9 protein-coding genes are annotated in these 17,040 nt (G+C 42.9%); 4 read left to right on the forward strand and 5 right to left on the reverse strand.

Translation table 11 applies throughout. From position 1 onward, the window contains the following. Window positions 1-88: 88 nt before the first annotated feature. The 4 genes from RM049_RS30005 to RM049_RS30020 all read right to left on the reverse strand — a co-directional run bounded on the left by RM049_RS30005 (window position 89) and on the right by RM049_RS30020 (window position 10,993). Window positions 89-2,752 carry a CHAT domain-containing protein gene (locus RM049_RS30005; protein ID WP_322706757.1) on the reverse strand — a complete coding sequence of 888 codons (2,664 nt, stop codon included), beginning with the start codon at window positions 2,750-2,752 and terminating at the stop codon, window positions 89-91. Window positions 2,753-2,785: 33 nt separating this feature from the next. Next, window positions 2,786-6,628, reverse strand: coding sequence for a filamentous hemagglutinin N-terminal domain-containing protein (locus RM049_RS30010; protein WP_322706758.1), 3,843 nt, complete (start codon window positions 6,626-6,628; stop codon window positions 2,786-2,788). A gap of 124 nt (window positions 6,629-6,752) precedes the next feature. Beyond that, window positions 6,753-9,941: an S-layer family protein gene (locus tag RM049_RS30015; protein ID WP_322706759.1), complete on the reverse strand. Its 3,189-nt coding sequence runs from the start codon at window positions 9,939-9,941 to the stop codon at window positions 6,753-6,755. Window positions 9,942-10,189: 248 nt separating this feature from the next. After that, complete coding sequence (locus tag RM049_RS30020) at window positions 10,190-10,993, reverse strand: aldo/keto reductase (RefSeq protein WP_322706760.1); 804 nt, start codon at window positions 10,991-10,993, stop codon at window positions 10,190-10,192. A 533-nt stretch (window positions 10,994-11,526) separates the two neighbouring features. On the opposite strand from RM049_RS30020, the gene RM049_RS30025 reads away from it, so the two are divergent. The 4 genes from RM049_RS30025 (at window position 11,527) to RM049_RS30040 (ending at window position 15,439) form a co-directional block, all read left to right on the forward strand. Then, entirely contained in the window at window positions 11,527-12,303 is a 777-nt protein-coding gene (locus RM049_RS30025; RefSeq protein WP_322706761.1) for a hypothetical protein, read from the forward strand. A gap of 415 nt (window positions 12,304-12,718) precedes the next feature. Continuing rightward, window positions 12,719-13,018, forward strand: coding sequence for a microviridin/marinostatin family tricyclic proteinase inhibitor (locus RM049_RS30030; RefSeq protein ID WP_322671241.1), 300 nt, complete (start codon window positions 12,719-12,721; stop codon window positions 13,016-13,018). A gap of 179 nt (window positions 13,019-13,197) precedes the next feature. After that, window positions 13,198-14,187 (forward strand): MvdC family ATP-grasp ribosomal peptide maturase, encoded by a 990-nt coding sequence (locus tag RM049_RS30035; RefSeq protein WP_322706762.1) that lies wholly within the window; start codon window positions 13,198-13,200, stop codon window positions 14,185-14,187. Between the two features lie 277 nt (window positions 14,188-14,464). Beyond that, window positions 14,465-15,439, forward strand: coding sequence for an MvdD family ATP-grasp ribosomal peptide maturase (locus tag RM049_RS30040; protein ID WP_322706763.1), 975 nt, complete (start codon window positions 14,465-14,467; stop codon window positions 15,437-15,439). A gap of 412 nt (window positions 15,440-15,851) precedes the next feature. Here the strand turns inward: RM049_RS30040 and RM049_RS30045 are convergent, their stop codons facing one another. Next, window positions 15,852-17,039: a DUF4336 domain-containing protein gene (locus tag RM049_RS30045; RefSeq protein ID WP_322706779.1), complete on the reverse strand. Its 1,188-nt coding sequence runs from the start codon at window positions 17,037-17,039 to the stop codon at window positions 15,852-15,854. Window position 17,040 lies beyond the last annotated feature (1 nt).

Here is a 17,040-nt window from a genome sequence, read left to right on the forward strand (position 1 = left end):
AATTCGGTTTGAGCGATCGCTCATGAACAGCTTTTGTCACACTCCAAAAGGGCAACCTCTAGAAACTTCAATAAATGAGTAGAATTTGTCAAAGCCAGTTACCAACTAAAACATAAGGTGCCCAGTAGCCAGGACGACTGTAATTGGGATAATCTTTTAACAACTTTATTTGGGCACGACGCAAGGCTTCAGCCTTTGTCACCTCATTTTTAACTAACTCACGATAAAATTCCCCAATTAAGATAGCAGTAGATTTATCGCTGATATGCCATAGTGAAGCCAAGGTACTACGGGCGCCAGCTTTCACGGATGCTCCTGCTAGCCCTAGCGTGGCGCGATTGTCACCAGTAGCAGTTTGGCAAGCACTTAACACCAGCATTTCCAAGGCTTCTGAGCGAGTTCGATCTCGCCGGCGCAACAAGCTATCAAATTGCGTAACATTGATCGGCCCATCGTTTGCAAGTATAAAAGTATTCTCAACATTGGAACTAAATTGACCGTGGGTTGCCAGATGTAACACATTAAATGGCACAGTATTTACCTTACTCTCTAGGTTTTTGCTGTTGAAGTCTCGATCTAGTAACTGGGTGGTAGAGGCGATCGCTTGGGAAATAGAGTCGAATTCTGATTTAATTTCTGGTAGCGGTGGAAATTGCTGTTTAAAGCCTTGTGGTGGTTGCATTAACCCGGCAGCTAGTACATTGAGTTTTGTTTGTGTCAAGGGTTTGAGTGCGAGTAACTGGAGTCCTAAGCTGAGTGCTACAGCGTATTTTTCTACCAAATATTGCTGACCGTCATACAATATAGCCATTGGCACATTTCGCAATATGCCATCCAGTACAAATACAAGGGTTTTGACGCCACTATCTTTTAAATCTGACTCAATTTCTTTGATTAACCACCCATAGACTTCCTGTGATAGCGCCTGCACTTCTTCATTGCGATCGGGTTCTAAGAGATACTCTCTGAGTTGTTTTATAGTACCTTCTACCTCATTCTGGGGCTTATTTACTGTATAATTACGCAGTGGTTGTTTAGGAATTTTGACAATCACTTGGAGTCGATCGGGTAAAATAATTGGATAAACGATCGCGGCTGTGGGATTATCTTTATCTACCACTGTGTCAAGCAAAACAGTTTTGGCATTAATGCAAGCTTCCCGGAAAAAGTCGTCTAATTCCGCTAGTTGCAGTGCTTCAATCCTCTGTCTAGCTTTGTCTAGGATTGGTTCGCTCGGATGAGTTTGCTGAAACTGCAACAATAATTCTACGGACTCTCGATATACAGGTTCTACACTTTCTTTAAAGGAAAACTGGACATCTCGATTCACAACTACTAAGTCACTACGGAGAGTCTGCAACTCACCGATCGCAGTATCATAGCTGGCAATAGCGCCCTCAATCTCTCCCTGCTGTTTTAACAAGCGCCCTAACTGCCAATGCCAACGATAAGCGATATCTGGGGCATTAATTGTTTGGGCGATGTTCAGTGCTTGTTGGGTGAGGTTCTGGGCAATTGACCATTGCTTAGTTTGTTCGTATACACTGCCTAGAGTACCAAGGGCAAAGCTCTCGGCTCGTTTATCTGCTAAATTTTCAGCTTGTTGCAAGGCTCTGGCGCAGATTTGAGCGATCGCTTCGGGTATAGTTCCGAATTTCATTAAGCTTTGAGCTAGATTAATCTGCGCATAAATAGTTGTCACAGAAGCAGGTAGTTGTGCCAGTTGAGTTTGGATTTGCGGCAATAGTGTCTGCACGGCGGCTGTTTGTCCCGCGTTCACTAGTAAATTCAACTGATTAACTTGAGCCTGAACTTTGCTAATCGGGTGAGGAGCGATCGCAGCAGCTTGCTGATAAAACTCTATTGCACCTTTAAAATCTTGCTGTACTTGTGCCGTGTTGCCTAAACTAAATAAAGCCGCACTCACATCCTGGGGAGAATCCAATTTTTGGGCAATTGACAAACTTTGCTGTAATACTTGACGAGATTGATTCAAATCTCCGGCTAATTGCAGAGCATTCCCAAAAGACCGTAATTCTACTGCTTTACTAACTGAATTAGGTTTTGATTGTAACTCTTGCTGCAATTGAGTCAAGATCGTCAAAGCCCGACGGTAAAATCCCAAAACTTGCCATGCTTGTGCTTGATTGATGCGATCGCGGATAATGCCATTGCGATCGCCTAATTGCTTATAGCTAACTTCCGCACGTTGCCAGGTGTTGAGTGCCTGTTCAGCTTGTCCCAAGTCTAGTTGAATACTACCTTGAATATCTAGAATTGGAGCCAAAACCTGAAGATTTTGGGAATTAGAGGATTTTTCGAGCAACTTCAAGCTATCTGTAATTGCCTGTTGTGCTGGTGGTAAATTACCCAGTTTTTGATATGCCAACGCCAAATTACTTAATGCTACAGCTTGCTGCAATTCATTGCCTTGGCTGCCAAAACTTTTAACTGCTTGTTGCAAAACTTTAACCGCTTCTGCAAATTGTCCTGCCTCATACAGCACTTTACCCTGTTGCAGCAAGTCTTGTGTTTGTGCAGTCCGATTTTGGATTGAGATTCCAAAAGTTGCGATATGTTGTGTCTCTATAGTTGCAGCAACAGGAAAAGCAGTAACGCACAAAAAAGCTGTCACCACAACCAAGAGGATGAAAACAGATAAATTATGGTTTTTAAAGAAACGAATGAACCATCTGTTGCATCCGTTATATATCTGTTGCCACTGATTATTTTTATAACTCTTGAGTTTCATCGTAATTCCTCCCCCGATTCTTGGAGTAACGAATTATTGACTACAGGACATAGCAGAGGGAATAGAAGAACTTTGCCCAGATTGAGCCACAAGCATAATATCACCGTTACCATCAACGATCCATCCTTGAGCCTCCACAATTGGGTTGCTAGATTTGGTCATAGTTGCAGTAGATAAATTATCCGCGATCGCTGTTGCTTGTGATGGCAAATCTACCCAACCAGTAATTACTGCTCGTCCTTGCAACGGTTCATTTGGACTTTGGGGTAATCCACCGCGTCCAGTGGCGATAAAACGACTAGCGTTTTGTCCTCTTTTAGGAGTGCAACCTTGAGCGATTTGTCGGGATGCATCTATGAGGTTAGAGGGTAGTTGAATTAAGCCGCGACTGGGGTCAGTATCAGGTGTGTTGAGATTTATCTCACCATTTAAGGAAGGGTTGGTTTGGGAGATGGCAGTGATATCACTTGTTGGTAACTGATTAGGATTTAGCTTTTTCGGGTCGGTTGTTTGCAACTGCTGCTCAAGCTCTTGCCGACTGCGCGGCTGTAGCCCAAAGATGCCAGTAGAGTTGACAATAACTTTCCCGCCGCTACCCTCGAAAGCGTTGGCAGTGATATCGCTATTTTCATTGGGGACGGCAACGACAAAGCCTCGGTAATTTGGGAGGTTATTGATAATGATATTACCGCCATCACCACCACCTTGTGTAGTGCCCGCAGTAGTGGAGATTTGACTGTCTCGACGCAAGAGTAATAAGTCCCGCACATTCAAGTAGATACTGCCGCCATTGCCTGAGGCAGTCGTAGCTTGAATACTGCCTTTATTGTTAAGAAAAATCAAACTGGCTGTAACTCCTATATCACCTGCTGTCCCCTGTCCAAGTCCCTCAGTAGTGGTAGTTAATTTTGCTCCATCGGCGATCAATAGCGACCCCGTGATGACGGTAATGCCCCCAGCCTTACCCGATGCTCCAGGGTAAACTACGGTGGCGACTTTTGCGTTGTTTGTCAAGGAAAAGCGCTCTTTAGCTTTAATCGTCACACTGCCTGCATTTCCTTGCCCAAAGGTACTAGCAGACAATAAAGCGTCTTTGCTCAAGGAGACGGTATTGCGAGCCTCAATCCTCACATTTCCTGCACCTTCTTGTCCTGCAGTACTGACTGTTAGGAAAGCCCCATCTGTTGCAGACAGCGATCCGGTAGTAATAGTGATATCCCCACTCTTGCCCGCTAGTTCAGATGCTGAGTTGCTGAATATACTACTGGAATGTCCATTACTACCTATTCCACTGAAATAAACAGCATCACGGGCGTTAATTGTGACGCTGCCTGCATTCCCTTGACCTTCAGCGATGCTCACTAATCTAGCTCCATTAGTGATATATAGTGAGTCAGTATTAATAGTGATGTCCCCAGCGTTGCCCACTGCTCCTTTTTGCACTGCGGTGATAGCATCACTGCTACGACGCTGCCCATCATCACTGACCCCTTCACCTTCAAAAGAGACTGTATCACGGGCGTTTATCGTTATACTGCCAGCATCCCCTCGTCCTTCAGTGTTTGCAAATATTCGTGCCCCATTGGTAACAGAAACAGCCCTGGCAGTGATAGTCACATTCCCAGCCTTGCCTTCTGCTCCAGGTCTGACTGCGCTAGAAGCAACGCTGTCTACTCCATCAAAAGAGACTGTATCACGGGCGTTTATCGTTATACTGCCAGCATCCCCTCGTCCTTCAGTGTTTGCAGTGTTTGCGACTATTTGTGCCCCATTGGTAACAGAAACAGCCCTGGCAGTGATAGTCACATTTCCAGTCACATTCCCACCCTTGCCTTCTTCTGCTCCAGGTCTGACTGCGCTAGAAACAACGCTGTCTACTCCATCAAAAGAGACACGATCCTGAGCCTTAATCGTCACATTGCCTGCATTCCCACGCCCAAGAACGTCCGCACTCAATTTAGCACTATTAGTGACAAACAGCGAGCCATTGGTAGTAATATTGACTTTCCCAGCATTACCTTCGCCGAGTTTTTCGACTCTGCTGAAAGCACCTGTATCTCTGCCATCAAAAGAGATTCGATTACGAGCGTCAATACTAATATTGCCTGCATCGCCTTTGAAGAAGGTACTTGTACTCAGTTGAGCGTTATTGGTGACAGATAGGGTTCCGGTAATGACGGTAACATTCCCACCATTACCCCTATTTGTCACATTACTGAAAATACCTGTACCACGACCATCAAGTGAGACAGTATCACGGGCATCAATCAACACATTACCTGCATTTCCTAGACCAGAGGTACTAGCGGTTAATCTAGCGCCATTACTTGCCAATAGTGACCCAGTTGCCACACTAATGCTGCCTCCATCACCAACAGATCCACTTAAGACCTCATTAAATACTCCACTGAAAAAGTTATTACCTTCTACTCCATCCAAGACGATATTATTTCTAGCATCAATGAAGATATTGCCTGTATCTCCTCGGTCACGAGTGCTAGCAGACACTCGAGCGCCATTGGTTAGGGAGAGTGACCCAGTTGTTACACTAATGTTACCACCGTTGCCCGAATTCAATCGAGCGCCATTAGTTAAAGCCAGCGATCCACTTGTAATACTGATAGTGCTTCCTTTTCCTGTTGCACCTGGTTCTACAGCACTAAATGCACCACTAGAAAAACCATTATTATCCACTCCATCAAAAGAGATATCTTCAGCTTGAATGGAAATATTACCTGCATTCCCTTGTCCAAAAACGCTGCCAGACAATTGGGTGCCATCAGTTAAAAATAGTGAATCTGCGATGATGTTAAGGTTGCCAGCACTACCTTTACCATTAGAGTTTACGATATTTAAAATTCTGCTAGCCTGCCCACCTCGAATCGTGCCTGTGGCATTCAGCGTTAAATCTCCTGCCTGACTACTTGCAGAACCTAACCCTGGTGCTATTCCAGCTAGTAGCCAACTTGCTCCCAAAACCTCTATGTTTCGAGCGTTGATGGCGATACTTCCCCCCTTGTCAGCAGAGACATTTACGTTGGCTCCGTCGATCAGTGATACATCTGCCCATGCTATATCTTCAGGAAGATTCAAACTCAAATTACTACCATCTATATTATTTAAATTAACTGTTCCTGCACCCGCCAATCCTCCTAACTCAACCCTCCCACCAAAAGCATTTAACCTTCCACCATCCATGCTGATGTTGCCACCCACTAGCAGCAAACTTCGACCATCTACTACACGTAGACCAAAGACATTAAAGCCGGACTGATTTAATCCTGCTGGTGCGAGTGAGTTATTTTGAATCGGCGCAGCAGCAATTTGATTGAATAGAAAAGCTGAAGGATTGACTGTCAATAATGCAGGACTATTTGGATTGTCAGCACTGAAAAAACTTTGATTGCTAAACTGTATCGCATTGGCAGTAGTCGCCACAAAAGAACCACCAATGTTCAGTGAGGCATTTTTACCAAAAATAATCCCCGACGGATTAATCAGAAATAGGTTAGCTATACCATTAGTGCGAATTAACCCATCAATGTTAGAAACTGACTTACCCGTTACCCTGCTAATGATGTTTTGAATGTCAAGAGCATTATTAAAGAAAGCAGTGCTTGCAGTGGGAACGGAAAACTCCCTAAAGCTGTGGAACAAATTGCCACCCGCTCTGGTTCCTCCTTCAATAATTCTGGTGTTACCTTCTAGTTTGATGGTGGAATTATTAGGTAGAGTGGCATCGGGAGTAATTTGGGCAGAAGCACAATTTGCCCAAAAAGCTGCGATCGCAATTCCCATCCCCACACAAACAGCAATTGTTGAATCAAGGTTAGTTTGTATAGTGATTGTGGTGGTGGGTCTTTTAGGCTGTGTCATCGCTGTAGCGATTCGCTTTAATGCTTTGGGCTAATTTTATTCTGCTAAGAGTAGTGAAAAGTAATAACTTTTCTGAAGAAATACTTAGATCAATAGAAATTCCTCTGCCGATTGAAGTAACGAATCATTGACTACAAGACATGGCAGAGGGAATAGAAGAACTTTGCACAGATTGAGCCACAAGCATAATATCACCGTTACCATCAACAATCCATCCTTGAGCCTCCACAATTGGATCGCTAGATTTGGTCATAGTTGCAGTAGATAAATTATCCGCGATCGCTGTTGCTTGTGATGGCAAATCTACCCAACCAGTAATTACTGCTCGTCCCCGCAAAGGTTCATTCGGACTTTGGGGTAATCCACCGCGTCCGGTGGCGATAAAGCTACTGGCGTTTTGTCCTCTTTTAGGAGTGCAACCTTGGGCGATTTGTTGGGATACATCCACAAGGTTAGAGGGTAGTTGAATTAAACCGCGACTGGGGTCAGTATCTGGACTGTTGATAATTACTTCCCCGCTCACTCCCAATTCTGAGCTTGCTGTAATGTCACTGTTTTCGGTTGGGCTGTTTTGCAAGAGAATACCGAAAATACCATTGGTTGTAATGTCAACTCTACCACCAGTTCCAGTGAAGGCGTTAGCGCTGATATCGCTATTTTCTTTAGGAACGGCGACAATGAAAGGGCTATTAATGGTGATGTTACCGCCATCGCCACCGAATTCGCTACTGCCGGCAGTGGTAGAAATTTGACTATGATTGCGTAGTAATAATAAGTCTTGCAACTTCAAGGTAATATTACCACCATTCCCCGATCTGGTTATGGCGGCGATCGCTCCTTGATTATCCAGGCTCAAAGAACGAGCTTGGATGTCAAGGTTGCCTGCCGTCCCTGCGCCAGTACTACTGACAGTGACTTCACCTCCATCCCGGACACTCATCTGCTCAGTTTCAACCTTTACACTTCCCCCACTACCAGTACCTTCTGGCGTCACCGCAGCGCTGATTTGGCTGTTAAAGTTACCATTTGCTGATTTGCCAACGACTTCTACAGATTTCGACGCCTGAATTCGTAATTTACCTGCATTGCCCACTCCAGCAGTTCCAACCGATACTACTGCACCACCTCTCACACTCAAGCGATCGGTTTCAATTGTTAAATCGCCACCGTTGCCTCTGGGTGGAATCACTGTTTCGTCTGCGTCTATTTCAACACCTGCATTGATACCTGTAGCATAGAGGTTATCAATAGGTGTATCAAATACCTCTACCTCAGAAGCACGAATTGTGAGATTCCCAGCGTCCCCTTGACCAAAAGTAGCGACTTGCACTTTACCTCCATTACTGACACTCAAGCGTTTTGTCTCAATGGTCAAATTGCCACCGCGACCCTCACCTCTAGGGTTTACCTGAGCAAATAAGCCAGCAGGATTTTCAATATTAGATGTAAATGATTTGATTTTTCCGCTAATTTCCACTGACTCGGCAGCGTGAATAGTCAAATTTCCGGCAAACCCTTTACGATAAACACTGCTTCCCACTTGACTGTCAATGATATTCATAGTGATAGTTTCAATGTTTATATTGCCAGCATTCCCTTGTCCAAAAGTACTGGCAGATAGTTGTCCATCTCGGACAATCAACTGATTGGTATTAATTGCCAAATCTCCTGCTGTTCCTGTACTCGATGTTTGAGTTAACAAGCTGCTGGGAAAGGGAAATAAACTATTACTATTAGTAGCAGATCCTATCAGTTTAACTGATTGGGAGGCATTGACTGTCAAGCTTCCTCCAGCCCCACTACTGCTAGTTCGAGCTGAAATCGCTGCTCCATCTTGGATTAATAACTGATTGGTGTTAATCGTAATCTTTCCTGCGGGCCCTATGTCATAGGCGTTAGAACTTATTCTGCTAGGATACCATCTATTAGGAAACTGTGGAAGAATAGCAGTACCGACTAGCTGCACTGATTCGGCATTTACTGTTATACTCCCTCCAACCCCTTTACCTTCGCTATCGGTTATAATTCCGGCTCCATTTTGGATGAGTAACTGTCTAGTGTTAATCGTGATGTCTCCGGCGTCTCCTACTCCATTAGATGCAGCAAACATACCAGTAGAGCCTAAGTTGGGATTATCTGGAATACCGATTATTTGCACTGATTCTGAGGCATTCACAGTCAAATTTCCTGCCACACCTGCATTCGTTGTACTAGATGAAATCTTTCCTCCTGCTAAGATTTGTAACTGTCTGGTGTTAATTGTCAGGTCTCCTGCATCTCCTGTCCCAGAATTTTCAGCAAATAAACCACTGCGAATTCCAGTAGGTGATTCTCCAACGACTTGCACTGATTCGGAAGCATTTACACTCAATCCTTTTCCAGGTAATGCTCCTAAAGTACTGGCTTCAATCTTGGAACCTCCACTAACTGTAACTCCTTTACCCCACACCTGAATAGCGCCGCCACCTTCGCCACTGGTACTGACTAAGGCTTGATTACTAAGTGAGATATCGGCTTTAGCTAGATTATCAGGAACAATCAAACTTAAATTATTACCATCCACATTCAGTCCGACTGTCCCCTCACCTGCAACTCCTGCCAATTCCACTCGCCCACCCGGAGCATTCAATTTACCTTCGTTGATGGCAATTTCTCCACCGACTAATAGCAGACTTCGACCATCTGGTACTCGTAGACCAAAGATATTATCTCCTGCTGGTGCAATTGACCTGTTTTCAATTCTGCCAGCCTGAAGTTGATTGAATAGCAAAGCCGAAGGATTAACTGTTAGTAATACAGAAGGAGTCTGAGGATTAGTTGCACTAAATTCCAACCCATTGCCAAACACAAAAGAATTCGCCGTACTCGCCACAAACGAACCCGCCACATCTAGTCGTGCATTGTTCCCAAATAAAATGCCATTGGGATTAATCAAAAACAAATTTGCATTACCATTCACCCCCAATGTACCGAGAATATTCGAGATATTACTTCCTGTCACCCGTGTGAGAATATTGGAGATTCCCGTGGGATTGGCAAAATAAACTCGCTGCAATTCACTTACATTGAATTCCTGGAAACTATGGAACAGGTTTGTACCGCGAATTGCTCCACCATCAATCCGGTCAGCAGCAGTACCTTTGATATTGACATTGCCAGTGATTATTGAAGAGTTATTACCCAATGTTCCATCAGGGGTAATCTGGGCTAAGGCGTGATTTTCACAAGGAAATATGCCATGAGCAAGCACTCCAATAATACTAATAGCTTCTAATAAATCTGAGTGCCAATTCCTATTTTTACAGGTTGTCATATCAGAATCAGCCTCGCTTGCTCATTTATTACCTGTGAATATGCAATCAATTTTTTGAGAAATTTATCTATAATTAATTTCATTTCAGCAGATATTTTGACTAGATGAGAGTAAAATATTAAAAAATTAAAATTAATTAATAGACATTTAGTGAAATTAAATATGCGTTATCCAGAACCCTTGTAAGCAGTTTAAAGAAAAAATAGCACTATAGATGAATTGCTTTACCACTAGCAATAACCAGGATTTTAAATCCATTGAGTATCAAAAGAGTCTTGTCCAGTACCATAAATTAAATCGCCATACTCCTGCCAATGAGTTAGTTCCTGCTGCGAAAGTTGGGGTAAGTGCAGCACAGAAAGATTTTCCAGTAATTGCTGCCTATTTTTTGGGGCTGTGAGTGCCAGACACACTGCCCGATGGCTTAGTGCCATTCGGTAACAGTCTGCTGCTAGTGGTGGTTTTTGTTGCCAGTTGGGATGCCCCTTAAGTAATGACCCCCAACGAGTACAGGTAAACGCTACTACTGGAATACCTGCCTTTGAAGCGCTGGGAAGAACATCTTCTTCAGCTTTTCGATGTGCCATATTATAGCGGAGCATCAGCACATCAATGTGACGTGCTTCAATTAATTGTTTGGCAATAGGTAGGTTGTGAGTTGTGACTCCTACATAACGCACGAGTTTTTGATCTTTCCAAGAATGCAGTTCGTTAAGCACCGCTTGAAGTTGACCTATGTCATCAGCAGGGGAAACATATTCAGCAAAAAATACATCCACTTGCGCGATATTTAAACGATGGCGCACGCAGTCCAAGTAATTGCGTAAAGATTCTATATTCCGATTTTCACTACCTGTTACTATCAAGGTCTGCTCACGCTTTCCTACCAACAGAGATTTCAAGCCATCCAAGAAGTTTTCCGATTCCAAATTGTAAAAGAAAAAGTAATTGATCCCCGCTTCAAATGCCAATGAAACAGTTGCAGCATCTATTGATTGCCCTGCTAAACCAAGAATGCTTGCTGGCTGTCTGTGTATAGTTACTAACTCCACGTCAACGCTCCAATTCTCACTTTTACTCTATTACACCTTCATGATGTTAGTGAAAACTCAATGAATCTTAATTTTTAATCATCTTCTGCAATGATTGATAAAAATTGGTTAACTTATGAAAAAAGGAAGTCAGGAGTATTGAATTAGAAGCTACAAGTTGGAAACCACGCAATCATGTTACGGTTAAGTATATAGCAATTCCTAGTTACGTGAGGTACAGAAATAATGTTTTTAAACGCAGAGGAGCGCAGAGTCAAACGCAAAGGTACGCAGAGGCTTACCTAATTTTATTAGTGATTTACTCAGTACCTCAGCAGGTCGGGAAACGCTATTATCAAATATAAAATTATTACTGTCGAATCTTATTTCACAATGATATAAGCTAATATTCTCACGCCAAAATGTATATTTCAACCAAATAAAGTAATTGAGCTTTAAACCGCTTTAACTCATGCATAACTCTAGTTAATATCGTCATATTCGTCAAGCGTCAACAGAATGGCTCCATGTTAATTTAAGACCTTTTGTGTGCAATGAAAAAGCCTGGATTTATTGAGCGTCATCACCTGTGGACAGAAATCCAAAAAGAAGCATCTAAAAAGCTTGAGGCTGTTGTCAAAGAACGGGATCTATTGTTGATTCGTACCGCTTGGTCAGACCAGCATGGGATTGTTCGCAGCAAATCGCTCTTACCGCAGACATTTTTCAGCGCCTTAGAAAACGCTATGCAAATCAGCACAGGCACATTCCTGTTTGATACTGGTGATGCAATAGTATTTAACCCGTTTGTTCCTGGCGGTAGTTTAGATATGCCTTTGATGACAGGTGCGCCAAATCTTGTGGCTGTTCCTGTCCCTGATACCTTCAAAATTCTGCCTTGGGCAAAACGTACTGGTTTTATTCTCTGTAACGAGTACTTTCAAAATGGTCAGGTAATGCCCTTTTCCAGTCGCGGTATTTTGCGCCAATCATTGGTAGAGTTACATCAAAGGGGATTGGAGTATATTGTCGGCTTAGAAGTTGAGTGGTATCTGGCAAAGTTAGAAGATCCAATGTTAGCGATCGCTAATGTTGGTACTTCTGGAAAACCTGGTGAACCTGCTAAAGTTAGCGCTGTAGAGAATAGTTTCCAATATCTTTTAGAATCCCACAATCCAGAAATTCACGACTTACTGCGCGTTTTAGCAGAAAACTTAGTTGAAATGGGATTACCTTTAAGGAGTGTAGAAAATGAAGGAGGTGTCGGTCAATTTGAATTTACAATCGCTTTTTGCAGTCCGTCGGCGATCGCCCACCAGAAGACTATTTAAAACAGGTGACTAACTGGGAGCAAAGAGAATATTTTGAATTATTTTGAAGTAAATAATTCCTAGAAATGTTGCGCTTTTAAGGATGATTATTAAGATATTTAAGTGAATCTTTTGATAATTACCTGCCCCACCATCCCCAGTCCCCAGTCCCCAGTCCCTTGCTATACTGTTTCACAATTGCGCCCCGTCTATACTTACTTAAGAAAAATTATTATATTTTTAACTTTATACAAGCATAATTACACAAAAGTAAATATTTGTTAAAGAATAAATTAATACTTATTTTGGTAAGTCAAACTTCGCCAATTTCGAGGGTGAGTTGATGTATAAACTCTTATTTTGGCAAAAATATTAGTATGTAATATGTCATATAATACAGGAGATATTTAAGTTCAGTTGTTATAGGAGAAAGATTGTGTCTGAAAACAAACCAGAAAAGTTGAATTCACAAGCAGTACCATTCTTCGCTCGATTCTTGGAAGGGCAAAGCCTTGAAGACCTTTCTGATGAAGACTCAAAAGCGATTATCGGTGGTAAATGTAATAATGCCACAAACAAGAATAAGGATGAACTTGTAACAACTCTGAAGTTTCCATCCGATCAAGAAGATGGCGCAGTAACTAAGAAGTACCCTTCTGATAGTGATGAATACGCTGTTACTCAGAAGTATCCTTCAGATGGCGATGATGACAGTTCGCCGTCTAAACCTGTATAGCTGCATACTTTTGATTACACCAAAGATGCGGTTTTAAAACTATTGTCAGTATAAAAATACAGTTAGTGCCAACTTCGTCTAGGGGTTGGCTTCTCATTAAAATTAAGTTCACTTGTTTAAAATTTTGCTTTCTCAACAGTTAACAATAGTGAAAATGCAAAAACTAATAAAAATATTTTATGCACCTCGATCGTGATGTAGTTTTATTAATCACCCATAGCGGTGATTACTTTACAATTGATAGAGTTGCAGAAGCAGTATCAAAACTAGGCGCACAGCCATTTCGTCTTGATACTGATAAGTTTCCGATCGCACTCCAACTCCAAGCTAATTTAAGTAACTCTGGTAGCAATCATTCACTGATATATAACGATCGCTCCCTCAACACCGAGCAAGTGCAAGCAGTATGGATGCGGCGTATTTGGCAACCCGATCTCGGTCAAGAATTAGCTCCACAATTTCAAGCAGCCTGTTCTAATGAATCACTCGCAGTCTTAGATGGCTTTTGGGACAGCCTGAGACAAGCTAAGTGGGTGGATGATTTACACCGGATAAGTGCAGCTGAAAACAAGTTACGCCAACTGCGGATTGCATCGGAAGTAGGTCTTGTTATACCTCGGACTCTCGTCACCAACAATCCTCAAGAAGCACGAGAATTTTTCCACCAAGTTAAGGGAAAAATGATTGTCAAGCTGCTCAGACCTCTTTCTTCTGGGATGCAAGCCTCTTCTTTTTTCATGTATACCAGCGTCGTTAAAGAAGAAGACTTACTTGATGCTGAAACACTGCGCTATTGTCCAGTTATGTTTCAAGAACAAATTCCTAAACAGCAAGAACTACGAGCAGTATATGTGAATGGCAATCTGTTTGTCGGGGCGCTAGATGCGTCTGAATATGCAGCATCTACCCAGGATTGGCGACGCGAGACAAAAAAGATTCTTACCTGGCAACCACATCAATTACCCGATCGACTAATCCGTTGTTTGGATGCCTTTATGGCTAAGTTTGGACTGGTTTTTGGAGCATTTGATTTAATTAAAACGCCATCTGGAGAATATGTTTTTTTAGAAATTAATCCTACAGGAGAGTGGGGAATGCTGGAGAGAGATTTGGACTATCCAATTGCTTTTGCGATCGCATCTGCACTACTTTCAACAAGTCCGAAGTAAAATGCTCATACTTAAAAATTCCAAACTAATTGATAACCCAATACGCTTGGGTTAAGGCTGAATGGCACTAAGTTAAAATATAGCCCCTGCCCTGACTGGTTAAGAGCCTCCAGGCTGGGAATCCATCCTGGGAGGCTCCGCCTCCAGTGGCTTGACCAGAGGTAGAGCCTCTGGCAATACATTCCCAGTCTTCAGACTGGGAACGAGGCGAATTTATTTATGGGGATTATTAATTTTGAATTTTGAATTTTGAATTTTGAATTCGGAGCGAAGCGACGTGACTATTTTAATCATTACTCACAGCCAAGATAACGAAAGTATTCCTTTAGTTATTCAGGCAATTGAAGCCCAAGGAAAGAAAGCATTTCGTTTTGACACAGACCGATTTCCCACAGAAATGCAGTTAGATATTTACTATGGTAGTAGTCAGCGAGTGATTTTGAGTGTCGATGACCAGACATTAGATTTAAATGAAGTGTCAGCAGTTTGGTATCGGCGCATTGCAATTGGGTCAAAAATTCCCAACTCGATGGACAGGCAACTTAGAGAAGCCTCACTGAAAGAATCTCGCGTCAGCATTGAGGGAATGATTGCTAGTATCAGGGGGTTTCATCTTGACCCTCTGCCAAATATTCGCCGAGCCGAAAATAAGCAACTGCAATTACAAATAGCAAGAGATATCGGTCTAGATACGCCTCGCACTCTGACTACAAATAATCCGATAGCAGTAAAGCAATTTGCCCAAGAGTGTCAGCAGGGAATGATTACCAAAATGCTGTCTTCTTTCGCTATTTATGATGAACAAGGGCGAGAAAAAGTTGTGTTTACAAATCCAATTTCCTCAGAGGATCTAGATAACCTTGATGGTTTACGTTTCTGCCCAATGACATTTCAAGAAAAGATTCCCAAAGCATTGGAATTGCGGACAATTATTGTTGGTAAACGCGTGCTAACGGCTGCGGTTGATTCTCAAGCTTTGGATAAGGCACGTTACGACTGGCGCAAACAGGGAATCGCCTTACTCGACGCTTGGGAGTCATACACTTTGCCCGAAGATGTCGAAGAGAAATTGCTCAAACTCATGGCAGAATTTGGTTTAAACTATGGAGCGCTTGATATTATTTTGACTCCTGATGGTCGTCATGTATTCCTTGAAGTTAACCCAGTTGGCGAGTTCTTCTGGCTGGAACGCTGTCCTGGCTTACCGATTTCCCAGGCGATCGCTGAGGTTTTAAATAATTCAGCTAGTTGATTACAAATTCTCTTTATTAGGATGTCTGAAAAGTTCTTTTATATACATCTAATCCTTGGAGATCCCCCTAAATCCCCCTTAAAAAGGGGGACTTTAAGACTCTTATTCCCCCCTTTTTTAAGGCTACGGTGTACACACAAGTGTTGGTGCAGTGTATCTATCCCGCCTCGGAATAAATTCCGAGTCTCATAACCAAAGTCCTCTAAAAGAGGACTAAACAAGAAATTTAGTTTAGTCCTCTTTTAGAGGACTTTAGCTTATCAGCCCGGAACTTTAGTTCAGGGCAGGATATTTGCTCAGTGTGAGACTTTCACTTGAACAGAAATATTGGGTGGGTAGGATTTTTAGAGATGTGTGTACACCGTAGCTTTTTTAAGGGGGTTAGGGGGGATCGATAAATATTTGATATTTCTCAGACATCCTCTTTAGCTGGCGTTGCGATACCGCGTTTAACTAGACTCGCTTCAAGTTCTTGAATAAATTTTAAGTCTTCCTCCAATAAAGGCTGGCTTTCGCTAGAAGAAAGATTTTTTTCCAGAAAAGCAAATGCTTGCCGAAATTGACGCGGATTTGCTTTAATTAGCGATTCAAAGTGACAGGGAATAATCTGCTGAAAATCCCAACTTGTAACTGTATCAGCCCATTTGAGGACTTGTTTTGGTGCTTGAGGAAAAATGAGAATTTGCAAAATCGGTGCGACAAATGGTCGTCCCTGGCCTCGTAGAGCGTCGAATGCCTGCTTCCAGGTTGCTTGCCAGCGAAAAGGAAATAAACCAAAGTACGTTTTTAGCGATCGCTCTGGTGCTTTGAGAGCATCACGAAACATCTGTTTGACTGAAGCAACTTCCAAAGCACTTGGACGGAAGTAAAGCGCAAACAGTGAAATGCGTTGCCATCCTTTGCGACGGTTGTCTTCATTATCCTCGATTGTCTCCCAGGCATTATCCCTGGCATGAAACAGTAAGGGATAAGGATCTAATTGGAGGATTTCTGGTGGGTCAACTGGCACAGAAAGTATAGAATCAGTTACAAGCAGAGTACGCGATCGCTTGTGAAACAATGCAACTTCTGCAAAAGATCCTCGTCCCAAGTCGATGTCCAATATTGCATAGTCAAACTCCAGAGCGAAGGGAGCAAGGCTTGAGTCCTCTGGGAGTTCTTGAGTTCGTTTTTGGGGAAAACCTAGCCAACTAAGCGGCAGATTGAACGGGAAACTCCACTGGTGCGGGGCAACAAACACTTGTGCTTGAGGAAAGCGACGAGCAAAGGGGCCAACGAAGACTTTATGCTCCAGACCCGAACTGGTTGGCAGTAAGATGTACTTAACTTCACCGTGCTTTGCTACCAACTCATTAACCAAGCGGACACACTCAGTTGTGGGAGCAACGGGTGCATAAACCAGAAGTCCTCCGCCAAAAAGCTTGACGACAGTCATACGAATCGGCACGATGGTGTAGAGAATGCCGTGAAGCTGATCGAATGTCCAGATAGTATCCTGAACTATTTCCTGACGAACTGTCCGCCGCCTGCTGTAGGGGTAGAGTGGGACAGCAGCCCAGAATGGCCATGACCAATCCTTGGGGTTGTTCAAAGGAGACATC

Origin of the sequence: Nostoc sp. DedQUE04 (assembly GCF_034530995.1) — a bacterium.
Classification (GTDB): domain Bacteria; phylum Cyanobacteriota; class Cyanobacteriia; order Cyanobacteriales; family Nostocaceae; genus Nostoc.